Below are 21900 nucleotides of genomic sequence, written 5' to 3'. Positions count from 1 at the left end.
CCCCCTGTGTCCCCGACCCCCGGCCCCTCCTGCCGCATCTCGGCGCTCGACACCCACGACATCCGCTTCCCCACCTCACGCGAACTCGACGGCTCCGACGCCATGAACCCGGACCCCGACTACTCGGCCGCCTACGTCGTCCTGCGCACCGACGCGCCGGACGGGCCGGAGGGGCACGGATTCACCTTCACCATCGGGCGGGGCAACGAGGTCCAGGTCGCCGCGATCGAGGCACTGCGCGGGCATGTCGTCGGCCGGTCCGTCGACGAGCTGTGCGCCGACCCGGGGTCCTTGAACCGGGACCTGATCGGGGACAGCCAGCTGCGCTGGCTCGGGCCCGAGAAGGGCGTGATGCACATGGCGATCGGCGCGGTCATGAACGCCGTGTGGGACCTGGCCGCCAAGCGGGCCGACAAGCCCCTGTGGCGCCTCCTCGCCGACGCCGACCCCGAGTGGATCGTCCGCCAGATCGACTTCCGGTACCTCACCGACGCGCTGACACCGAAGGAAGCGCTGGAGATCCTGCGCGGGGGCCGGGAGGGGGCGGCGGAGCGCACCTCCCGGCTGCTGGAGGACGGCTACCCCGCCTACACCACCTCCCCCGGGTGGCTCGGCTACGACGACGACAAGCTCAGCAGGCTCGCCGCCGAGGCCGTCGCCGACGGCTTCCGGCAGATCAAGCTGAAGGTCGGCGCCGATCTGGAGGACGACGTACGGCGCTGCCGTGTCGCCCGCTCGGTCGTCGGCCCCGACATCCGCATGGCGATCGACGCCAACCAGCGCTGGGACGTGGAGGAGGCGATCCGCTGGACCAAGGCGCTCGCCGAGTTCGACCCGTACTGGATCGAGGAGCCCACCAGCCCCGACGACGTCCTCGGCCACGCGGCGATCCGCGAGGCCGTCGCCCCGGTGAAGGTGGCCACCGGCGAGCACGTCCACAACCGCGTCGTCTTCAAGCAGCTCCTGCAGGCCGGCGCCCTGGACGTCGTCCAGATCGACGCGGCCCGCGTCGGCGGGGTCAACGAGAACCTCGCCGTGCTGCTGCTCGCCGCCAAGTTCGGCGTCCCGGTCTGCCCGCACGCCGGCGGTGTCGGACTGTGCGAACTCGTCCAGCACCTGTCGATGTACGACTACGTCGCCGTCACCGGCACCACCGACAACCGCGTCATCGAGTACGTCGACCATCTGCACGACCACTTCCTCACCCCCGTGGTGATCCGCGAAGGCCGCTACACGGCACCCACCGCGCCGGGCTTCTCGGCCGCCATGCGACCCGAGTCGATCGCCCGGTACACGTTCCCGGACGGCGCCTTCTGGGCCGCCGACCTCCAGACGCAGCAGAAAGGGCACGCGGCATGAGCGACTTCGACGGTCTCAAGGCGCTGGTGACCGGAGGCGCCTCCGGCATCGGCCGGGCCACGGCGCAGCTCCTCGCCGCGCGCGGAGCCCGGGTCGCCGTCCTCGACCTGGATCCGTCCTGCATCGACAAGCCGCTGCTCGCCTTCCGCGCCGACGTCACCGACGACGTCTCCGTGCGCGAGGCCGTGACGGCCGCCGTGGCCGACCTCGGCGGACTCGACGTGGTGGTCAACAACGCCGGCGTCGGCGCCCGGGGCACCGTCGAGGACAACGACGACACCGAGTGGCACCGGGTCATGGACGTCAACGTCGTCGGCATGGTGCGGGTCGCCCGGGCGGCCCTGCCCCACCTGCGCGAGTCGTCGCACCCGGCGATGGTGAACACCTGCTCCGTCGCGGCCACGGCCGGACTGCCGCAGCGGGCGCTGTACAGCGCGACCAAGGGCGCCGTGTACGCCCTCACCCTCGCCATGGCCGCCGACCACGTCCGCGAGGGCATCCGCGTCAACTGCGTCAACCCGGGCACCGTGGACACCCCCTGGGTCGGCCGGCTGCTCGACGCCGCCTCCGACCCCGCTGCCGAACGCGCCGCGCTGGAGGCCCGCCAGCCCACCGGCCGGCTCGTCTCGGCCGAGGAGGTCGCGGGCGCCATCGCCTACCTGGCGAGCCCGCTGTCCGGGGCCACGACCGGAACCGCCCTCGCCGTGGACGGCGGCATGCAGGGCCTTCGCCCGCGGCCGGTGAGCCGGTGAGGCGGCTCGGCGGCAGCGGCGTCGAGGTCAGCGAGCTGGCCTTCGGAGCCGCCGCCATCGCCAACCTCTACACCGAGGTCGGCGAGGAGCAGGCGCACGAGGCGGTGCACGCCGCCTGGCAGCGGGGCATCCGCTACTTCGACACGGCACCGCACTACGGCCTCGGCCTGTCGGAACGCCGCCTCGGCGCGGCCCTGCGCGAGCGCCCCCGCGACCGGTACACCATCTCCACGAAGGTGGGCCGGCGTCTGGAGCCGTGGGACGCGGGCGGCGACGACCTGGGCGACGGCTTCGCCGTCCCCGCCACCCACCGCCGGGTCTGGGACTTCAGCGAGGACGGCGTACGCCGCACCCTGGAGGCGAGCCTGACCCGGCTCGGCCTGGACCGCGTCGACATCGTCTACCTCCACGACCCCGACGACCACGCCGAGTGGGCCTTCCGCGAGGGCTATCCGGCGCTGGAGAAGCTCCGCGCGCAGGGCGTCGTCGGCGCGATCGGCGCCGGTATGAACCAGGTGGAGATGCTCACCCGCTTCGTCCAGGACACCGACGTCGACGTGGTGCTGTGCGCCGGCCGCTACACGCTGCTCGACCAGCGGGCCCTCACCGACCTGCTGCCCGCCGCCCAGGCCCGCGGCGTCTCCGTCGTGATCGGTGGCGCCTTCAACTCCGGCCTCCTGGCGGACCCGAGGCCGGGCGCCACGTACGACTACGCCACCGCGTCCCCCGAGCTGCTGCACCGCGCCCTGCGGCTGAAGTCCGTCGCCGACCGGCACGGCGTCACCCTGCGGGCCGCGGCCCTGGCCTTCTGCGCCGCCCACCCGGCGGTCGCGAGCGTCCTCGTCGGCGCCCGCTCGGCGCTCGAGGTCGTCGACTGCGCCCACCAGTTCGCCGCCCCCGTGCCCGCCGCCCTGTGGCAGGAGCTGCGCGCCACGGGCCTGCTGCCGCCCGACGCCCCCGTCCCCGCCGAGGAGCAGTGATGAGAGTCGCCTTGCACACCAGGGTCCGCGCGGCCCCTGTCGCCGAGGTCGAGGCCGCCCACCGCGAGGTCCCGAACGAACCCACGGACGCGATCCGGGCGGTCGGCGCCACGTCCGGGACCGTCCGGCGCTGGGGGTCCCCCCGCGCGAACGCATGCGAGCGTGGCGGAGGCAGCGACCTGTTCCATGTCCTGGAGTGCGAGGACCACGGCCGCCTCCTCACCGCACCGGAGCGACTGCCGGTCGACGTGGCCCGGCCCGCCCGCAGGACCGAGCTGCCGGAGGTGGTGCACGACCGCTCCGGGGCCGGTGCGGACGCCGGCCTGCCCGTCGTCCGGGAGCGGTCGTGACGGTCGTCGACGCCCATCACCATGTCTGGGACCTGGCGGTACGCGACCAGGACTGGATCACCGGCCCCGCACTGGCGCCGCTCAGGCGCGACTTCACCGTGGCCGACCTCGCCCCCGAGGCGCGGGCCGCCGGAGTCGACCGTACGGTCCTCGTCCAGACCGTCACCGTGCCCGAGGAGACCCCCGAGTTCCTGGCCCTCGCCGCCGAGCACGAGCTGATCGCGGGTGTCGTCGGCTGGGCCGACCTCACCCGTGCGGACATCGCCGAGGAACTGGCCCGGCTGCGGGAGCTGCCGGGCGGGCCGTACCTGAAGGGCGTCCGCCACCAGGTCCAGGGCGAGCCCGACCCCCGGTGGCTGCTGCGCGCGGACGTACGGCGCGGCCTGGCCGCCGTGGCCGACGCCGGGCTGGTCTACGACCTGGTGGTGCTGCCGCACCAACTGCCGGCCTGCGTGGAGGCCGCCGCAGGCCACCCCGGCCTGACCTTCGTCCTCGACCACCTCGGCAAACCACCCATCGCCGCCGGCGAGCGGGAACCGTGGGAGACCTCGGTCCGCTCCCTGGCCGCCCTCCCCAACACCGTCTGCAAGTTCTCCGGCATGGTCACCGAGGCCGACCCCGCCGCCTGGACGGTCGAGGACCTGCGCCCGTACGCGGATGTGGTGCTGGAGGCGTTCGGCCCGCGGCGCCTGATGTTCGGCTCGGACTGGCCGGTGTGCACACCGGCCGCGTCGTACGCGCAAGTGCTCGCCACGGCTGAGGCGTTGACGAGCCCGGCGGATCGCGCGGAGATCTTCGAGCGGACCGCCGTCCGGGTCTACGATCTGTGAGCCGCGTCCGCCAACCGCGTCGGCGGCAGATACTCCCGCACATACGTCCGCTCCCAGCACGCGCCCGTCTCCCGCAGCTCACGCCAGGTGGTGTAGCGGTAACGGAAGAGACGGGCGCGGATGTGGCGCGGCGGCGCGTCCTGCGGGAACGGCGAGCGGCGCAGCAGCCTCAACGTGTCCCGGTCGTTCTCCAGAAGCCGCTCCACCAGGGCGCCGAACCACGACCCGGCGTACCCGGGTGACAGCGCGGCGAACCACATCAGCCAGTCCAGTCGCAGGTGGTAGGGCGCGAACTGGCGGGGCCAGCGCCGGGGATCGCCCGGCTTGCCCTTGAACTCGTACTCCCGCCAGTCCGAGTCCGGCCGCGGTACCTCGTCGGCGGTGCCCTCGATCACCACCTCGTACCGGATCCTGCTGACGCTGCCGAACGCCCCGTAGGTGTTGACCAGATGGAGCGGGTCGAAGGAGCGGTTCATGACCTGGCGGCGGGAGACCATGTTGGCGACCGGGTGGTAGCTGAGGAACAGCAGCAGCGCGGCGACCGCCAGGACCACGACCTCGTACCACAGGGGCGCGTCCGGCAGGGCCGGCGGATCGCTCGGGAACTCCACCGCCGACAGGGCCAGCACGATGGTGATCCAGTTGAGCCAGGAGAAGTTGCCCGACAGGACGAGCCACAGCTGGGTCACGATCATCAGGGCGGCGGCGGCCGTGGCGACCGGCTGCGGGGTGAACAGGGCGAACGGCACGACGAGCTGGGTGACGTGGTTCGCGGCCACCTCCACGCGGTGCAGGGGCCTGGGCAGATGGTGGAAGAACCAGCTCAACGGCCCCGGCATCGGCTGTGTCTCGTGGTGGTGGTCCAGGCACGTCAGCTTCCGCCAGCAGGCGTCGCCCCGCATCTTGATCAGGCCCGCCCCGAACTCCACCCGGAACAGGATCCAGCGCAGCAGGAACAGCACCACGATCGGCGGCGCCACCTCGTCGTTGCCGAGGAAGACGGCGAGAAAGCCGACCTCCAGCAGCAGGGACTCCCAGCCGAACGAGTACCAGGTCTGGCCGACGTTGACGATCGACAGGTACAGCGCCCAGGGGACCAGCCACAGCAGCATGGCCCCCCACAGCGGCACCACCGAGTCCAGCCCGGCGAGCAACGCCACCGACACCGCACAGCCCGACCAGGCGCAGAAGGCGAAGAACCGGTCCGAGTAGCGCAGCTGGAACAGGCTCGGCGCGGCCTTGAAGGGCACCCGTTCGACGAAGCGCGGCACGGGCAGCATGCCGCGCTCGCCGATCAGGGCCCGGAACTGCAGGGCGGCCGTCAGGAACGCGACGAGATACACGCCGGCCAGGGCCCGCTGGAAGACCAGCCGGCTCGTCCAGTACTCGGGCGCGATGAACCAGTCCACGGCCGTGTGCTCCTCGTTTCCAGTGTCGCGCCCGAGACGCTTGTGACTCTCCGTATACCACCTCTCCGCTTGCGTAACCCGAGCGAGTGACACAGACAATGGTCACGAAAGGTTCGAAACGGATGGGAGGGTGTGGTGCGGACATCCAGCGCAGTCGTCGTCGCGGCCTGCGCGCTCCCGGCGGCCCTCGTCGTCGCCGGCTGCGGCGGCAACGCGGTGCAGGGCATGGAACCGACCGCGGAAGTCCTCCTCGAACCCGCGGCGGCCAAGGGGCCGGACCCCTTCACCGACACCACGGCGGTCACCGGGGCGACCCCGCCCCCGACCACCCGCACGCCGCAACCGCCGCGCTCGGAGCACAGCGGCCCGCGGACCCTGTCCGGCGGTACGCCCGGCCTCTACGGCGGCACCCGGGGTGCCGGCAGCTGTGACGTCGAGCGGCAGATCCGCCATCTCATGTCCGACCGGGGCAGGGCCCAGGCCTTCGCCCGGGCCGCGGGCATCTCCGCGGCCTCCGTACCCGGCCATCTGCGGAGCCTGACCTCGGTCGTGCTGCGCGCCGACACCCGGGTCACCAACCACGGCTTCCGTGCCGGCCGTGCGACCGGCTACCAGTCCGTCCTTCAGGCGGGCACCGCCGTCCTCGTCGACCGCCACGGCGTGCCGCGGGTGCGCTGCGCCTGCGGCAACCCGCTCACTCCGGCGGCACGCCTGCGGGACGAGCCCGGCGTCGGCGGCCGGCCGTGGTCCGGGTACCGGCCGGGCCAGGTGATCGTGGTGGCCCCGGCGCCCCAGGTGATCACCGACCTCACGATCATCGACATCGCCGACCACACCTGGATCGAACGCCCGACCGGTCATCGGGGCCACCGCCGCGACCACGCCCTGCCACGGCCCAAGCCGCCGCATCCGCACGACAGCGCCACCGCCACCGCACCCGGCGAGGAGGGCCGGCTCCCCGAGGGCGAGGGCGCGACCCGGTCCGGCGCACCCACCTCCCCCTCCGACGAGCGCACCTCCCCGACAGGGTCGCCGGCCGACTGCGTGACCCCGGCGGCCACCGCCACCCCGGGCACCACCGACCCCCCGCCGGCCGAGAGCGCCTCGGACACCTCGGCCGGACCGGCCCCCGCCCCCTACGGCTGCCCCACGGCGACCGGTACGGCCCCGTCCGCGGCGGCCTCCCCCGACCGCGCCCCCGAGCCGCCCGGGAAGCCCAGCGCGCCCGGGACCGGGACCGCCCCCGACTCGTCCCCGAAGTCCTCCGATCCGGCGGAGACCGGCACCGGGGCGGTACCGCAAAGCCCCGACCGTTCGGACGGCGCCGGGCTGATACCCGCTGCCCCGGAGACCTCCGACAGCATCTTCGGCAGCCCCACCGACGTCTTCGACGGGTGACGGACGCGGGTGGAGAGGCACCGGGCGCACGGTGAGAACAGTTCTGTCGCCCCGGTCGAAGAATCCGGCAAATCCTGGCAAGGTGGCCCCATGGTTGATCGGGGAGCGAGCGCCCTGTCCCTCCCGGACGACTGGCCCGCCCACCCGGACCCGATCCTGGCGCTCAACCGCATGGGCAGCTTCGACTGGGACCTGGACAGCGGTCTGCTCCACATGGACGCCCAGGCCCACGAGGTCTTCGACGTGCGCCCCGACGAATACGACGGCAACCCCGCGACCCTGGCGATCCGGGTACCGCCGCCGGAGTCCTTCCGGCTCGACGGCCTGGTCTCCAAGGCGCTGAAGGACGGCAGCGAGAACTACGGTGCCTACTTCCGCATCCGCTGCCGCGACGGCACCCTGCGCTGGACCCACACCCAGGGCTACATCCGCCGCGACGAGACGGGCCGCCCCCGCCGCATCATCGGCATCGTCCGTGACGCCACCGAGGAACTCGCCGAGAGCGAGGAGCGGGGCGAGCAGAGCGCCGAGGACGAGGCTCGCCGGCAGCAGACCAGCGTCGTCCAGCTCACCACGGCCGCCCTCGCGCACGCCCGTACCGTCCAGGACGTCATCGACGTCCTCAAGGACACCCACGGCATCACCCACCTCGGCGCCACCAGCCTGGTGATGGGCCTGGTCGAGGCCGGCCGCATCCGGCTCGTCGCCGAGGGCCCCGCGGGCAGCTTCGTACCCGGGACGCTGGTCACCCGGATCGACGAGCAGTACCCGATGAGCGAGGTCGTACGGACCCTGAGCCCGCGTTTCATCGAGTCGCCGGAGGAGTTCGCGGCCCGCTACCCGATCCTCTGGCCGCACATCACCGACCTGAACATCACAGCCGCCGCCTACATGCCGCTGATCGCCCAGGCCCGGCCCATCGGCGCCATCGGCCTGCTCTACAGCGACCGCAACGGCTTCTCCACCGAGGACCGCAACGTGCTCGTGGCCCTCGGCAGCAGCATCGCCCAGAGCCTGCAGCGGGCCATGCTCTACGAGCAGGAGAAGGACCTCGCCACCGGCCTCCAGCAGGCGATGCTGCCGCGCACCATCCCCAGCGTGCCCGGCGCGGACGTCGCCGTGCGCTACCGCGCGGCAGGAGCGGCGGGCTCCCTCGGCCGGGACATCGGCGGCGACTGGTACGACCTCATCCCGCTGCCGGGCGGCCGCGTCGGCGCCGTCATCGGCGACGTCCAGGGCCACGACACGCACGCCGCCGCCGTGATGGGCCAGCTGCGCATCGTCCTGCGCGCCTACGCCGCCGAGGGGCACACCCCGGCCACGGTGATGGCCCGCGCCTCCGTCTTCCTGCACGAACTGGACACCGACCGCTTCGCCACCTGCCTGTACGCGGAGGCCGACCTGTCCACCGGCGTCGTGCAGGTCGTCCGGGCCGGTCACATCGACCCGTTGATCCGCGAACCGGGCGGCGCCTGCCGCCGCGTCCCGGTCGAGGGCGGGCTGCCCCTCGGCCTGTCCGCGGAGTTCGGGCGTCTGGAGTACCCGGTCAGCACGATCGAGCTGGACTCCGACCACACCCTCCTGCTGTGCACCGACGGCCTGGTCGAGCAGCCCGGCGCCGACCTGGACGACGGCATGCAGACCCTCACCGCCCTCATCGCCACCGGCCCGCACGACGTACGGGAGCTCGCCGACCGCCTCATCGACGTCGCCGAGGAACGCGGCGGCGACGACGACGTGGCGCTGCTCCTGCTGCGCCGCCGCGTCCTGGACGCCCCGCAGTCCGGCGGCCGCCTCCAGCAGCACGTCGCCCCCGGCGACCCCGAGGCCCTCACCGGGGCCCGGCACATGATCCGTGCCGCCGTGCGCGCCTGGAGCGCCGCCGAACGGGCCGACGAGATCGAGCTGGTGGCCGACGAGCTGATCACCAACGCCCTGATGCACACCGAGGGCTCCGCGATCGTGACCCTGCGGGTCCTCACCGGCTCCGAGCGCCGGCTGCGCGTCGAGGTCGAGGACTCCTCCAGTGCGCTGCCACGCCGCCGGGAGGCGGGGGAGTCGGGAGTCTCCGGCCGCGGTCTGCTCCTGGTCGACCTGCTGACGGACGTGTGGGGGGTGGAGGCCAGGGGCGGCGGCAAGGCGGTCTGGTGCGAGTTCGTGGTCGCGGAGCGGCCCTGATGGCGTTGCCGGTGCCGGGTGGCACTCTGGACGTATGCCGGAACTCCCCGAGGTCGAAGCGCTCAAGGACTTCCTGACCGAGCACCTGGTGGGCCATGAGGTCGTCCGCGTGCTGCCCGTCGCGATCAGCGTCCTCAAGACGTACGACCCCCCGGTCACCGCTCTGGAGGGCCATCAGGTCATCGCCGTGCACCGCTACGGCAAGTTCCTCGACCTCCGGACGGCCGACGGTCCCCACCTGGTCACCCATCTGGCGCGGGCCGGCTGGCTGCACTGGAAGGACGAGCTGCCCAGCGGCATGCCCCGCCCCGGCAAGGGCCCGCTCGCGCTTCGGGTGGCCCTGGAGACCGGCGCCGGCTTCGACCTCACGGAGGCCGGCACCCAAAAGCGCCTCGCGGTGTACCTGGTGCGGGACCCGCAGCAGGTCCCCGGCGTGGCGCGGCTGGGACCCGACCCGCTCGCCGACGCCTTCGACGAGGGGCGCTTCGCCGCCCTGCTGAAGGACGAGCGCCGTCAGATCAAGGGCGCCCTGCGCGACCAGAGCCTCATCGCCGGGGTCGGCAACGCCTACAGCGACGAGATCCTGCACGCGGCGAGAATGTCCCCCTTCAAGCTGGCGTCGTCGCTGACGGCCGAGGAGACGGCGAGGCTGTACGCCGCCCTGCGGACGACCCTCACCGAGGCGGTCGAGCGCTCGCGCGGACTGGCGGCCGGGCGGCTGAAGGCGGAGAAGAAGAGCGGCCTGCGCGTCCACGGCCGCACCGGTGAGCCCTGCCCGGTGTGCGGCGACACCGTCCGCGAGGTCTCCTTCAGCGACTCCTCGCTGCAGTACTGCCCGACCTGCCAGACGGGCGGGAAGCCGCTGGCCGACCGGAGGCTGTCGAGGCTGCTGAAGTAGTCCCCGCGCCGCCGGAGCCGGGCACCCTCGTCACCGGGGCTTCAGGGTCACCAGATGCTCCCCGCCCGACGTTCTCACCTCGTAGCGCACGATCTCGTCGGAGTGCATCGCCGTGGCACCCGTCATGGTGTCCTCGCGGGCGTCGTGGTCGGCCGCGTGCCAGCTGGTCACGGTCTCCTCCGAGCCGTCCCGGCCGACGGCGACCAGATGGCAGGCGCGCGGACCCGCGGCGTCCTTCACCTTCAGCTCCACCTGGCTGCCGTACAACTCGTCCTCGGTGGTGACCTGCGCCCACACGCCCGAGCGGGCGTCCGTCGCCTGGACGATCCGTGCGCTTCCCCCGCCGTCATCGCTCGCCATGATCGCGGCGGTGGGGCCGGCGAAGGCGAACACCACGGAGGCGGCCACGGCGTACAGGGTGCGCCGGCGGCGGGCACGATGGCGGGTCGCCACCGATTCGAGCAGCCGGTTCAGCAGCTGCGGGCCCGGTTGGGCCATGGGGTGCACGAACCGGGGCGTGGACCGCCGGTACAACATCAACTGGCGGGTGACGGGCCCGAACTCGGTCACCTCTGCCGCGCAGCGCGGGCACTCCATGAGGTGGTCCTCGAAGCGGAACGCCTCCGCCTCGTTCAGCACGCCGAGCGCGTACGCGGCGACGTCGCGATGCCTCTCCAGGGACCTCATGCCGAATCCTCGTGCCGTTGGGTGCGGGGTGGGTTACTCCTTGCGCCCACTGGTACGCACCAGACAGTCGAATCACTCAAGCCACGCACCGAATCGCAACCAAAGGATTCGGAGCGGTCGGGCCCGAGGATTGGTCCCAGGCGGAAAGAACTCAAAAAAGATGGATGGCGAGGTGCCCGAGCGGCAGCCCCAGCTGCCACGCCGGGGTCCACACCTTGGGTCCCTCGTCCTCGCCGACCAGCGCACCGCCGCCCGGAACCGCGTTGAGATCGGGGGCGAGCAGCTCGGTCTCCTGCAGCCAGCGCCAGGCCGCCTCGGCCAGCTCCAGGTCGGGTGCGGGTCCGCCGGCCTCGGCCGCCTCCGCCGCGAGACCCGCCATGCGCTCGCCCACCCAGTCCTGCCACGGCTGGTCGTACGCCGTCAGCGAGAGCCAGGTCTCCAGCTGGGTGACGACCCTGATGCCGGAGAGCTCGCCGTCGGTGTCGGACAGGAAGATGGTCAGCGCCAGGGCGTCGCGCCCGGCGCGGAACTCGAAGGACGTCGGCGGCATCAGATCGCCGGTGCGCAGCAGCTCGTCGGCGATGTACTCGGCGTACAACCACGCCATGGGGACGGCCAGTTCACCGCCGCCGGTGCCGTCCGTGCTCTCTTGACCTCTGTGCAGCATCCCTTCCTGCCTTCCTCCGGTGAGTGCGTCGCCCGACCCGGGGCCCTTGGGCCCTGGGGCCCAATCCGGAACACGGATGAGGACAGCCGATTACTCAACCGGTGTCTTCAGCAAGGCGCTTTACGGAGGTTTGACTCAGCCATTGGTTTCACCGCAGGTCGGCCGCGTATCCCGGAAGCACCCTGCGCAAGGCGCGCAGCGCGTAGTAAGCGCGGGACTTCACGGTACCGGGCGGGATCCCCAGGGTTTGAGCGGCTTCCGCAACACTCGCCCCTTGGAAGTACACGAGCACCAGGACTTCACGGTGCTCGGGAGTGAGTGTCTTCACAGCCTCACGGACGTCCAGCATCTCGGCGGCCCGCTCGGCGTGGTCGGAGATCACCCGAGCGTTCTCCAGGATCGCGTCGCCGACCTCCGGCGGCCGTGCCTGCCGGGCGCGCCGCGCGTCGATCGCGAGCCGCCGCCCGACCGTCATGAGCCAGGGCCGCACGGACTCGAAGTCAGCCGCGCGCAGCGCCTCGGGGTGCTGCCAGGCGCGCACCAGGGTCTCCTGCACGAGGTCCTCGGCGCGCTGCCGGTCGCCGTCGCAGAGCCGGAGCAGGAGCGCGAAAAGGGGCCGGCCGTGCTCGCGCTGCAGCGCGGCGAGCTCGTGCTCGGCGGTCGTCGTCCCTTGGGGCAGGGTGGTTCCGGCCGTCATGGCCGTATGGCATCGCAGGCGGCCCTTCCGGGACAGGGCGCGCACACGGGTCTGCGGCGGACGGTCGATCGCGTCGACGAACGGTTCGACGAACGGTCCCTTCCGCCTGCGTCGGCCGGTGAACGGTCGGTTCCGCCTGGGGCGGTGCGCGGACGGGCTAACAGAAGTGGCCGGATTGTTTGCGAGCAGGTCCAGATTCATACCTATTGGTGGGTAAATAAGACCATCCGGGGTGAGTTGATGATTGCACGCAGTCGACTTGCGGCCCTCGCTCTGACGGCCGCCCTCGCCGCAGGCGCCGCCTGCCAGGCCAACAACCACAAGCTGGGGCATCCGGGCGCCTCCGCCGACCCCCGCGGCTTCACGCTCGTCGCCTCCGGCGACATCCTCCCGCACACCTCGGTCATCGACCGCGCGCGCTTCGACGCGGGCGGCTCCGGCTACGACTTCCGCCCGATGCTGGCCGGTGTCGAACCCGTCGTCTCGCGGGCCGACCTGGCGCTGTGTCACATGGAGACCGTCTACGGAGAGGGCGGCCAGTACACCGGCTACCCCACCTTCAAGTCCCCGCCGGAGATCGCCCGCGGGGTCGCCGCCACCGGGTACGACGGCTGCTCCACCGCCTCCGACCACAGCCTCGACGACGGCGCCGCGGGCATCCTGCGCACCCTGAACGCCCTCGACAAGGCACGGGTACGCCACGCGGGAACGGCCCGCACCCAGGGCGAGGCGCGTGCCGTCACGGTGCTGCGGGCGGGCCGCGCCAAGGTGGCCCACCTCGCGTACACGTACGGCGTCAGCGGCTTCCCGCTGCCCGCCGGGCAGCCCTGGGCCGTCAACCTCATCGACGAGGGGAAGATCGTGGCGGACGCCCGCGCCGCCCGCAAGGCCGGCGCCGACGTGGTCGTCGTCTCGCTGCACTGGGGCACCGAGTGGCAGGACGAGCCCGACGAGCAGCAGCTGGCCCTCGCCCGCTCCCTCACCGGCTCCCGGACCGGCGAGCGCCCCGACATCGACCTGATCCTCGGCACGCACGCCCATGTCCCGCAGGCGTACGAGAAGGTGAACGGCACCTGGGTGGTCTACGGCATGGGCGACCAGGTCGCGGGCGCGATGTACAACCACCAGGGCGTGCAGGATCCGCGCGGCAACCAGTCCACGCTGGGCCGCTTCACCTTCGCGCCGCCCGACCGCGCCGACGGGCGCTGGGAGGTGACCAAGGCCGAGTTCATCCCCCAGTACTTCGACATCGACGCCGGCCGGGTGGTCGACCTCAACCGCGCGATCGCCAAGGGCGCCGAGCTGAACGGCGTACGGGACCGGATCCGCGACGTCGTGCTCAGCCGGGGGGCGGCGGAGGACGGCCTGGTGATGGGGGAGTAGGGGAGCGGGTCAGTCGACGTCGACGTGATCGAAGGTGCGCACCATCTCGGTCAGCACCCGCACGCACGCCCGCACCTCGGCGTCGGTCAGTCCGCCGCCGACCTGCCGGTTGAGGGTGTGCTCACGGGCGAGTACGGCCGTGATGGTCGCGCCGCCTGTCTCGGTGAGCCGGATCAGGGACGAGCGCTGGTGCGCCGGGTTCGGGATGGTCTCCACCCAGCCCCGTGCGGCCGCGTCGTTGACCATGCGCTGCACGAACTGCCGGCTCAGCGCCTGGGCCCGGCCCATCTGCGGGACGGTCATGGGCCCGTTCTGGCGCAGGAGGTTCAGGACGGCCCGCACTCCGGCGGACGCCCCCTCGATGGGTTCGGCCAGCTCGACCTTGCGCGCGGCGGTCCGGTAGAGCGGGCCCACGAGGTCGAACACCTCGGTGAGGCGATGGCCGAGCTCATCGGGCGGGAGTGGTTCCTCGGATCCGGTCACCAGCCCATCATGACACCTGGGTTGCCAAAGTGGGTCCAGGATGACACCTTGGTTGTCATGACAGTCGATGAACTGAGCTTCTTCGCCTCTGCCGACGGGGACCTGGCCTACCGCGACCTGGGTACCGGGGACCCCGTGGTGCTGCTGCACTCCGGCTACGCCGACCACCGCGTCTTCGACGACCAGATGACGGCCCTGGCCGCCCACTACCGGGTGATCGCACCCGACGTGCGCGGACACGGCTTCTCGGCCAACGCGAGCCGCCCGTTCCGCTGGGCCGACGACCTCGCCGGACTGCTCCGCCACCTCGACGTCGGCCCCGCGGCCCTGGTCGGCCTGTGCATGGGCTCGGCGGTCGCGACCGACACCGCGTTGGAGCATCCCGAACTGGTCCGCGCGGTCGTCGTCAGCGGAGCCGGGACCAGCGAGTTCGAGTTCACCGACCCGGGGACACTGGAGCACGTGGCCGAGGCCGCCCGGCTGCTGGCCGCCGGCGACGTCGAAGGCTGGCTCGACCACTTCGCACGGGGAGTGGCAGGCCCGCACCGCACGGTGGACGAGGTCGATCCCGAGGTCGTCCACCGGCTTCGGGAGATGGTCGCACACACGCTCGCCAAGCACACGCCCGGTGAACAGGACTGGCACGTGCCCCTGACCGACACCTGGCCGCGCCTGCCGAAGATCGACGTCCCCGTCCTGGCCGTCCATGGCGCCCTCGACGCACCGGACAGCATCGCGATGGCCGAACGCGTCGCCCGCACCGTGCCCGACGGCCGGTCGCTCACCGTCGACGGCGTCGGGCACTACCCGAACATGGAGAAGCCACAGGTCTTCAACGAGATCGTGCTGGAGTTCCTGCGAACACTCTGACGCACCGCCAACAGTCCACGGTCGCCGAACCGTGCGAGGCGGCACCCGAGTCGGGTGCGCGGGATCTCGCGGAAGGTCGCCGTCTCCCGCTCGGCCTTCGAAGGGGGCGCCCGTGCAGAGCCGCACCGGTGCCCCCGCTTCATCCGCTACGGCCGGGCCGCCTCCCTCCCCGTGTCGGCCGCGTCGCCTCCGCCCTCGCCGAGCGGTTCGTCTCCGCATTTCGCTGCGCAACCTCCCGCGGAAAAGGGGCACCCGAGGAACGGGTCACGTCCCACCACCACTCAGGGACTGCCCTCGCCGGCGGCGCTCGGCCTCGAAGGAGGGGATGGGGCCGGGGCCGCCGGACCCCGGGTGCCGGCCTGCCCGAACAGGTCCGCATCCGGCACCGCACCTTCGTCCGGCTGCGCGCGGACGCCTCGGACCCCTGTCCCATGGGCACCCTGCCCCGCACCCACGCCTCGGCTGACGTCCGCATCGGCGCCCACCAACTCGCCCTCACCCGCGGGGAGACCGGCCCGGCACGGCCTCGACCGCCTCACCTCCGACACCGGAATCCGCGACACCGGCACCCACACCGACGTCGGCGAGGCAGGCGAGGCCGAGGTCCGCATGGGCCACCTCGACCTGGTCTGCGGCCGTCGCCCGCGGCTGACCCCACGTCACAAGTCAGGCGCGGCCGCCACCCGGGCTCGGCCGGTCGAGGGTTTTCCTGCCGCCGTCCCGGTGCCGCCGTGGTCCACCGGTCCCTCCCCGGGCGACTGATGAGTCATGACGAAGGATCAGTCGCTCACAGGTCCGCTCACGCGGCGCCGCGCGCTGCTCGCCGGTGCCGCCGCCGTCGGAGCCGCCGGCGCCGCCGGACTGTTCACGACGATCGCGGGCGAGAAGCCGATCCGGCCCGCCGCCCCGGCCGCGGGCCCGCAGGCGCACCGCGCGCTCAAGCCCTCCGCCTATCGACTCCAGCCCCTGACGGGATACGGCCCGCCCCGTACGGCGCCCCGCCGGCCCCTCGTACGGCGCGCGCCGTTCCTGCGGGTGTCCGGACGGGGCCGCACCATGGTGCTGACCTTCGACGACGGACCCGACGCCCGGTACACCCCCTACATCCTGGACATCCTGCGCGAGTACGACGTACGCGCGATGTTCTTCGTGTGCGGCGAGATGGTCGCCGACAACAAGGACCTGCTGGCGCGGATGGCCGACGAGGGCCATGTGGTCGGCAACCACACCTGGTCCCACCCGCTGCTCACCGGTCTCAGCCGGGCCCGCATCCGCGCCGAGATGGAGCGCACCAGCGACATCGTCGAGGCGGCCTACGGCGACCGCCCCCTCTGGTTCCGGGCCCCCTACGGCGCCTGGAACCGTGCCGCCTTCCAACTCGGCGCCGAGCTCGGCATGGAGCCGCTGGCCTGGACGGTCGACACCCTCGACTGGATGGCCCCGGGCACCCGCACCATCGTCGACCGGGTCGAGAACGGCGCCGCCCCCGGCGTCGTGGTGCTCTCGCACGACGCCGGGGGCGACCGCTCCCAGAGCGTCATGGCGCTGCGTTCCTACCTGCCGCAGCTGCTCGACGCCGGATACTTCGTCACCGTCCCCGAGCACAAGTACGCCTGACGGAATTGTCGCGACGGATTTCGCCGGCCCGGTGCGGAACGTTCAGCGCACCTCGACCAGGCTGGCGAAGGCGACGACATTCCCGTCATAACCGTTCTGCTTGGAGAAACCACCGCCGCAGGTGATGACCCGCAATTCGGCGGTGCCTTTCGACGCGTAGACCCGGTCGCCGGGAAAGTTGTCCTTCTCGAACACCTCCACGCCGTAGATCTCGAAAACAGCCGTCTTTCCGTCCTGCCGGACGATCTCGACACGATTTCCCTGCCTGAGGGAGCCGAGCCCGTAGAACACCGCGGGCCCCTGAGCGTTGTCGACATGGCCGACGACCACCGCCGTGCCCTTCTCGCCGGGGGACACGGAACCGGTGAACCAGCCCGCCAGGTTGGGATCCTCGGGTGGCGGCGCGCCGATCCAGCCGTCCATGTCCAATCCGACCGGGATCATCGGCGCGTCGACCTGGATCCCGGGAATCCGCACCCGATCCGGCATGGCGTACGGCAGCGGCCGCGCGGCCGCCGCGAAGACGCCGCCCGGCACCCGGCTGTCCGCGGCCGCCGCCGAGGCGGGCTGCGGCGGTCCCGTGTCGAACTCCCCCGAGCCATTGCGAATGAGCGCGAGACCGGTCAGCAGAACAAGCGCTATCACGCCCCAAGGAGCATGCTTCTTCCGCCGCTCCTCCTCTTCGGCCTGCTCGGACCCATACATTCGGCTTCCCCTCTCGACGCGGCCGTCGCCACGTCAATCGCGCATACGAAAACGCTAAGTCGCGCGCCGGGAACCGGCGACGGGGCGGATGCGAACGGGTGGCCCCCCTTTCGCCGGTGCGCCATCCGAGTTGCCGTCGGCAGGAAAATTCTGACGGTCCGTGACCTGCGGCAATATCGGATTGTGGGCTCATCGGTCGGCGTGTCCTCTCACCAGGACGGACCATCGCCGAAATGCGGCCTCGGGCACGGCATCTGAGGGTCTTTCTGGGAGGCGCTTTCTCGCCGATCGACCGGGGACGGTTCCCGGGGCGTCTTCCGCGGAGGATCACATGCGTACTACTCGTGCCCTGGCGGCCGCTGCCACCGCGGTCGCCGCCCTCGGCCTCGCCGCCCCGGCGGCGGAAGCTCGGGACGGCATGCCCGTCGGTCCCAGCAACATCGTCGCCATGCCCAGCGTCATCGCGCGCGGCGGGCAGCTGACCATCACCGTCGACGGCTGCCCGAAAGGCGGCACGGCGACCTCGGACGCCTTCCAGCCCACCCGGCTGTTCCCGGTCAGCGGCAGTACGGCCAAGGGCACCGCGACGATCGACCGGCACGCGAAGCCCGGCGCGCACAGCATCACGGTCCACTGCGACGGCGCCGGCCGACCCCTGACGCACCCCAACGCCTTCACCGTCATCGGCGGTGTCAGGGGCGGCGTCGGCGGCAGCACCTCCACGGGAGCGACGCCGACCGACATGGCCATCGGCGCCGGGCTCATCGCCGTTGCCCTGGTCGGCGGCGGTGTGTTCTGGATGCGGCGGCGCTCGGAGAAGCAGATCTGAGGGGCTGTCCGGCGCAGACACAGGCACCCAGGCCGCACGTGGACACACCTTCGCCCCGGCCCCCTTCGCGGGGATCCGGGGCGAAGCCATGTCCGGGCGATGCCATACGGGCCCTGTCAGCCGCCGTCCTCGCCGCCGGGGCGCCGGGAGAGGTGGTACGCCGTCCCGAGCGAAGCCGTGATGAGCGCGGCACCCAGCCCGATCTGCTTCAGGTTCAGGTCGGCCAGGCTGCCCCCCTCGCCCGCCTGGACGCCGTGCTGCCGGTAGTCGGGCACCGGGCTGACGTGCCGGCCGCCGGCGATGGTGAGGTCGACGTCCTGCCAGAACGTGCCGCAGTGGAAGGACACCTCGTACACCGCACCCGGTTTGGCCTCCCAGTCGACCTTCGCCCTGGCCGTCGTGTACCCCCGCGGGATGATGACGGTGTCGAAGACGCCCGAGGACACGCTCACGCTCTTCTCGCAGCCGGTCGCGCGCAGGGTGACCCGGCCGCCGGGAGCGACGGTGGAGGGCAGGACACCGACTCGGAAGCCGTCGGACTCACCGCTCGCCTGCGCGGCGGGGGCGGTCATGGCGAGGGCGCTGACGCCCAGCAGTGCGGCCGAAGCAACGCGTATCGCGCGCATGGTGTTCCCTCCGGGTCCCCGAGGAGCTGCTGCGGACCTTCTTCCGCTCGTGTCGGGCATGCACCTCGATGATCCGAACGCTAGGAAGACGCGCACCCGCGCGCGATCGCTGTCGTGCGAATGGGGCACAGGTGTGGGCCGCTCAGGGGAAGCCGCTCCCACCACCGGGGGACCGGCACGGCGTGGCGGCCCGCACATCGGGTGCGTCGCCGCGTGCCCGCCTCCCCCGGCCGGAGCGCCCGGTGAGCCCGTCAGCCCTTGATGTGCGGGAACAGATCGAAGAAGGGCTCGGCCGACGCCGTGACGCCCCGGCTGTACGGAGCGTCGAAATCCCAGATGAGGAAGAGCAGGAAGGCGATCAGTGCGGAGAACACACCGGCGAGGACCAGCTCGCGGGGCGTGCGCCGGATCTGCAGGGCGAAGATCATCCCGATGGTGACGACACCGCCCGCGATGAGCCCGAACCACACCACGCCCGGCATGGTCTCGCCGGTGGAGTTCGCGCGGGCGATACGGGCCTGGTCGGCGGCGGTCACCTGGTCGAGGAGCGGCTGGTAGGCCTGGGCCTCGAAGTCCGACCCCGGCTGGTAGTCGGTGACGTCCTGACGGATGCGCTGCAGGAGCGCGGTGCCGCGTTCGGTGACCCGGCCCTCCTCGGACATCGTCTTCCACTCGGTGGTGACGACGTGTCCGACATAGGCGTTGACATCGTCCCGAATGCGGTCGCGGGTGTCGGCCGGATAGACCCGGACGCGCTCCGAGATCTCGTGCAGCGCCGTGGCCTCCGCCTGTACGTGGTCCTGCGCGGCGCTGCGGCCCTCCCACACGCCGGCGATGGCCAGGCCTAGGACGATGGCGTACACCACGCCGATCCACATCGTCATGTACTCGATGACGTCAGGGGTCTCGGAGGGGTCCTCGTCCTCGGGGGCGGTGCGGTGCCGTACGAAGGTGATGATGACCACCACGGCGCAGGCAGCCAGCATCGCGAGGGTGAGAACAAGCCATTCCGGCAACGGAAGCCTCCAGGGTCAGCGCGGACGCAGTGCGGCGACGGCGACGATCGCGGGTGCCGCGATGAGCAGGACGAAAGTGAGAGGTGACGGCGCGTCGTGCGCCGGGCGCCGGTGCGGGGCGGCGCGGTAGGGCGGGTAGTGCACGGGGGTCGTGGACGGGCTCGGGGTGGGCTTGACGGACGGTTTCGGCGCGGGTGCGGCCGGGGTGGGCGTCGGCTCCGGCGCGGGAGGCGGTGTCGGGACCGGCCGCGGCCGGGGCGGCGCGGGCCGCGGGGCCGGTGCGGCCGGGGGTGGCGGTGGCGCGGGACGCGGTGGCTCGGGTTTCGCGGTGGGCGTGGGCTTCGGCGGTGGCGGTGGCGGTGTCGGGGGCACGGGGTCCGGCGTGGGCGTGGGTGTCGGCGTCGGGGTTGGTGTTGGTGTGGGTGTCGGCGTCGGTGCCGGGCACTGCGGAGGCGTCGGCCAGGTGCGGCTCCCGGCCACCGCCACCGCCTGCGCGCCGTCCGGACCGGTGCCGGCGTACGCGCAGGCGTCGGCAACCGCCACGCCGGCCGGCGCCGCGACCAGCAGCCAGGTCAGCGTCGCCACCGTCAACAACCTTGTCGTCACGGCGGATTGGGTCGGATCGAGTGCATGCACGACGAAGATCCTGAGGCCGGTGTGTGCTCCGGCACGCCGCAGCGCGGGCGGAATGCCCCGAACGGGCGACGAATGGCCCTCGATGGTTTGACCGGCGGGCGCGGACGTGACTGCCGGGGCGTACGCGCGTGCGATGCGCACGTGGGGTGGCCGGGGTTCGGAGGACCCGCGTCCGATGCTTCCGGAAAGAAATTTGCGCGCCCGTTGAACACAGCCATGGCTCTCGTGCGTACCTCTTGTCGTGCGGCGGCGCAGCAGGGCGCTGCAACACCCTTGTGAGTATGGGGAGTTGACGATGAAGACCTCGTGGCGGAGCGCCTCGCTCGTGGTGAGCGCCGTGGCAGTGCTGGCGCTGACGACGGCATGTGGGCAGGAAACCGCCCCGCCGGCGAGCAGCCAGAACGTGGGTGCCACGGCCGCGGCCGGTGACTACGGGACCGCCGGCACCGGTTTGGGGAGCGGAACCGGCACGGGCACCGGCGCCGGAGTCGGCGCGGCCGGCCAGGAGAATGCCGCGGCACAGGGGGCCTCCGCCGGTGAGCTGTCCGTCTCCACCAACCAGGAACTCGGCAAGGTGCTCACCGACAGCGCCGGTCTGACGCTCTACCGTTTCGACAAGGACACCGCGGAGCCGCCCAAGTCCAGCTGTGACGGCGACTGCGCGAAGAAGTGGCCGCCGGTTCCCGCGGACGACGCCACGGCCGGCGCCGGTATCGACAAGTCGCTGCTCGGTTCGGTCACCCGGTCCGACGGCACCAAGCAGTTGACCGTGGACGGCTGGCCGGCCTACCGCTTCGCCAAGGACACCGCCGCCGGTGATGTCAACGGCCAGGGTGTCGGCGGTACTTGGTACGCGCTCGCCCCCGACGGCAAGAAGGCGAAGGGGGGCGCGGAGGCGGCCGGCGCCGGCGACCTGCCCGGGCTGTCCACGCGCGAGGACCCCAAGCTCGGCGAGATCGTCATCGACAAGAACGGCATGACGGTCTACCGCTTCATGAAGGACTCGCCCTGGCCGATGAAGACGGCGTGCACCGGCGCCTGTCTGGAGAAGTGGCCGGTCATCGAGCCGGTCGACGCCGAGGACACCGAGGGCATCGACCTGAAGGGCTCCGGTCCCCGGGGGCAGGGCTACGTGGTCTTCGACCGGCCCGACGGGCTGAAGCAGCAGACCATCGACTGCGTCCCGATCTACACCTTCGCCGGTGACAAGAAGCCCGGAGACACCAACGGTCAGGGCGTCGGCGGTACTTGGTACGCCATCCGCCCCGACGGCAAGCCGGTCGGCGCGCCCCAGCAGTAGAGATCACACCTCCCCAGGGTTGATCGCCTCACCCGGTCGAGCACCGACCACGGAAGGGAGGGACGAAACGGAGAGAGTGCCGGACGAACGGACGGCGCGCCCGACCCGACCGGTCCGCCCCCTGCGGTTCCACCAGCAGGGGGCGGACCGGTTTGTCGTCGTTCACCCGTATCCTTCGCCCTCTTCACCATGGTTCGGAACTCTGTGGAATGCTTCGGGTGCTTTTCGCG

22 protein-coding genes are annotated in these 21900 nt (G+C 72.2%); 13 read left to right on the top strand and 9 right to left on the bottom strand.

Annotated features, from left to right (window positions below):
- Nucleotides 1-6 precede the first annotated feature (6 nt).
- From ACFYNL_RS21670 to ACFYNL_RS21650, 5 genes are read left to right on the top strand one after another with little or no spacing between them, the layout of a single operon-like run.
- Complete coding sequence (locus tag ACFYNL_RS21670) at nt 7-1359, top strand: L-fuconate dehydratase (RefSeq protein WP_388805955.1); 1353 nt, start codon at nt 7-9, stop codon at nt 1357-1359.
- Nucleotides 1356-2111, top strand: a complete 756-nt coding sequence (locus ACFYNL_RS21665) for an SDR family NAD(P)-dependent oxidoreductase (RefSeq protein WP_388805952.1) — start codon at nt 1356-1358, stop codon at nt 2109-2111. Before ACFYNL_RS21670 ends, ACFYNL_RS21665 begins: the two co-directional genes overlap by 4 nt.
- Nucleotides 2108-3091, top strand: coding sequence for an aldo/keto reductase (locus ACFYNL_RS21660; RefSeq protein WP_388805949.1), 984 nt, complete (start codon nt 2108-2110; stop codon nt 3089-3091). The genes ACFYNL_RS21665 and ACFYNL_RS21660 overlap by 4 nt, the downstream gene beginning before the upstream one ends.
- A complete protein-coding gene (locus ACFYNL_RS21655) occupies nt 3091-3441 on the top strand; it encodes an L-rhamnose mutarotase (protein WP_388805946.1) in 351 nt (116 codons plus the stop codon). Before ACFYNL_RS21660 ends, ACFYNL_RS21655 begins: the two co-directional genes overlap by 1 nt.
- Nucleotides 3438-4271, top strand: coding sequence for an amidohydrolase family protein (locus ACFYNL_RS21650; RefSeq protein WP_388805943.1), 834 nt, complete (start codon nt 3438-3440; stop codon nt 4269-4271). Before ACFYNL_RS21655 ends, ACFYNL_RS21650 begins: the two co-directional genes overlap by 4 nt.
- Here the strand turns inward: ACFYNL_RS21650 and ACFYNL_RS21645 are convergent.
- Complete coding sequence (locus ACFYNL_RS21645) at nt 4259-5680, bottom strand: lipase maturation factor family protein (RefSeq protein WP_388805940.1); 1422 nt, start codon at nt 5678-5680, stop codon at nt 4259-4261. The two genes, ACFYNL_RS21650 and ACFYNL_RS21645, sit on opposite strands and share 13 nt — an antisense overlap.
- Before the next feature lie 135 nt (nt 5681-5815).
- Between ACFYNL_RS21645 and ACFYNL_RS21640 the strand changes: the two genes are divergently transcribed.
- From ACFYNL_RS21640 to ACFYNL_RS21630, 3 genes are all read left to right on the top strand, one after another.
- The gene (locus ACFYNL_RS21640; protein ID WP_388805937.1) at nt 5816-7078 is read left to right on the top strand and encodes a DUF6777 domain-containing protein; all 1263 of its coding nucleotides are present in this window, start codon (nt 5816-5818) and stop codon (nt 7076-7078) included.
- Between the two features lie 90 nt (nt 7079-7168).
- Nucleotides 7169-9256 carry a SpoIIE family protein phosphatase gene (locus tag ACFYNL_RS21635; RefSeq protein WP_388805934.1) on the top strand — a complete coding sequence of 696 codons (2088 nt, stop codon included), beginning with the start codon at nt 7169-7171 and terminating at the stop codon, nt 9254-9256.
- Nucleotides 9257-9290: 34 nt separating this feature from the next.
- Entirely contained in the window at nt 9291-10154 is an 864-nt protein-coding gene (locus ACFYNL_RS21630; RefSeq protein ID WP_388805931.1) for an Fpg/Nei family DNA glycosylase, read from the top strand.
- 30 nt (nt 10155-10184) lie between these two features.
- Here ACFYNL_RS21630 and ACFYNL_RS21625 read toward each other — a convergent pair whose 3' ends face one another.
- The 3 genes from ACFYNL_RS21625 to ACFYNL_RS21615 all read right to left on the bottom strand — a co-directional run bounded on the left by ACFYNL_RS21625 (nt 10185) and on the right by ACFYNL_RS21615 (nt 12205).
- The gene (locus ACFYNL_RS21625; RefSeq protein WP_388805928.1) at nt 10185-10841 is read right to left on the bottom strand and encodes a zf-HC2 domain-containing protein; all 657 of its coding nucleotides are present in this window, start codon (nt 10839-10841) and stop codon (nt 10185-10187) included.
- A 151-nt stretch (nt 10842-10992) separates the two neighbouring features.
- Nucleotides 10993-11508, bottom strand: a complete 516-nt coding sequence (locus tag ACFYNL_RS21620; protein ID WP_388805925.1) for a hypothetical protein — start codon at nt 11506-11508, stop codon at nt 10993-10995.
- Nucleotides 11509-11656: 148 nt separating this feature from the next.
- The gene (locus ACFYNL_RS21615; RefSeq protein WP_388805922.1) at nt 11657-12205 is read right to left on the bottom strand and encodes a sigma-70 family RNA polymerase sigma factor; all 549 of its coding nucleotides are present in this window, start codon (nt 12203-12205) and stop codon (nt 11657-11659) included.
- Nucleotides 12206-12445: 240 nt separating this feature from the next.
- On the opposite strand from ACFYNL_RS21615, the gene ACFYNL_RS21610 reads away from it, so the two are divergent.
- The gene (locus ACFYNL_RS21610) at nt 12446-13588 is read left to right on the top strand and encodes a CapA family protein (protein WP_388805919.1); all 1143 of its coding nucleotides are present in this window, start codon (nt 12446-12448) and stop codon (nt 13586-13588) included.
- A 9-nt stretch (nt 13589-13597) separates the two neighbouring features.
- Here ACFYNL_RS21610 and ACFYNL_RS21605 read toward each other — a convergent pair whose 3' ends face one another.
- Entirely contained in the window at nt 13598-14071 is a 474-nt protein-coding gene (locus tag ACFYNL_RS21605) for a MarR family winged helix-turn-helix transcriptional regulator (protein WP_388805916.1), read from the bottom strand.
- Between the two features lie 57 nt (nt 14072-14128).
- Between ACFYNL_RS21605 and ACFYNL_RS21600 the strand changes: the two genes are divergently transcribed.
- Both ACFYNL_RS21600 and ACFYNL_RS21595 read left to right on the top strand, forming a co-directional pair.
- A complete protein-coding gene (locus ACFYNL_RS21600; RefSeq protein ID WP_388805913.1) occupies nt 14129-14941 on the top strand; it encodes an alpha/beta fold hydrolase in 813 nt (270 codons plus the stop codon).
- Between the two features lie 768 nt (nt 14942-15709).
- The gene (locus ACFYNL_RS21595; protein WP_388805910.1) at nt 15710-16558 is read left to right on the top strand and encodes a polysaccharide deacetylase family protein; all 849 of its coding nucleotides are present in this window, start codon (nt 15710-15712) and stop codon (nt 16556-16558) included.
- A 42-nt stretch (nt 16559-16600) separates the two neighbouring features.
- Here ACFYNL_RS21595 and ACFYNL_RS21590 read toward each other — a convergent pair whose 3' ends face one another.
- Nucleotides 16601-17263, bottom strand: coding sequence for a class F sortase (locus ACFYNL_RS21590; protein WP_388805907.1), 663 nt, complete (start codon nt 17261-17263; stop codon nt 16601-16603).
- A gap of 331 nt (nt 17264-17594) precedes the next feature.
- On the opposite strand from ACFYNL_RS21590, the gene ACFYNL_RS21585 reads away from it, so the two are divergent.
- Nucleotides 17595-18092: a hypothetical protein gene (locus ACFYNL_RS21585; protein ID WP_388805905.1), complete on the top strand. Its 498-nt coding sequence runs from the start codon at nt 17595-17597 to the stop codon at nt 18090-18092.
- 116 nt (nt 18093-18208) lie between these two features.
- On the opposite strand, the gene ACFYNL_RS21580 is transcribed toward ACFYNL_RS21585, so the two are convergent.
- From ACFYNL_RS21580 to ACFYNL_RS21570, 3 genes are all read right to left on the bottom strand, one after another.
- Nucleotides 18209-18718: a hypothetical protein gene (locus ACFYNL_RS21580; protein ID WP_388805903.1), complete on the bottom strand. Its 510-nt coding sequence runs from the start codon at nt 18716-18718 to the stop codon at nt 18209-18211.
- A gap of 251 nt (nt 18719-18969) precedes the next feature.
- Nucleotides 18970-19734 carry a hypothetical protein gene (locus ACFYNL_RS21575; RefSeq protein ID WP_388805901.1) on the bottom strand — a complete coding sequence of 255 codons (765 nt, stop codon included), beginning with the start codon at nt 19732-19734 and terminating at the stop codon, nt 18970-18972.
- A gap of 15 nt (nt 19735-19749) precedes the next feature.
- Complete coding sequence (locus ACFYNL_RS21570; protein WP_388805898.1) at nt 19750-20319, bottom strand: hypothetical protein; 570 nt, start codon at nt 20317-20319, stop codon at nt 19750-19752.
- 346 nt (nt 20320-20665) lie between these two features.
- On the opposite strand from ACFYNL_RS21570, the gene ACFYNL_RS21565 reads away from it, so the two are divergent.
- The gene (locus tag ACFYNL_RS21565; RefSeq protein WP_388805895.1) at nt 20666-21670 is read left to right on the top strand and encodes an SCO0930 family lipoprotein; all 1005 of its coding nucleotides are present in this window, start codon (nt 20666-20668) and stop codon (nt 21668-21670) included.
- Nucleotides 21671-21900 lie beyond the last annotated feature (230 nt).

It is taken from the genome of Streptomyces sp. NPDC007808 (assembly GCF_042868655.1).
In the GTDB taxonomy this organism is placed as follows: domain Bacteria; phylum Actinomycetota; class Actinomycetes; order Streptomycetales; family Streptomycetaceae; genus Streptomyces.
This window is presented reverse-complemented; position numbering and strand designations above follow the sequence as displayed.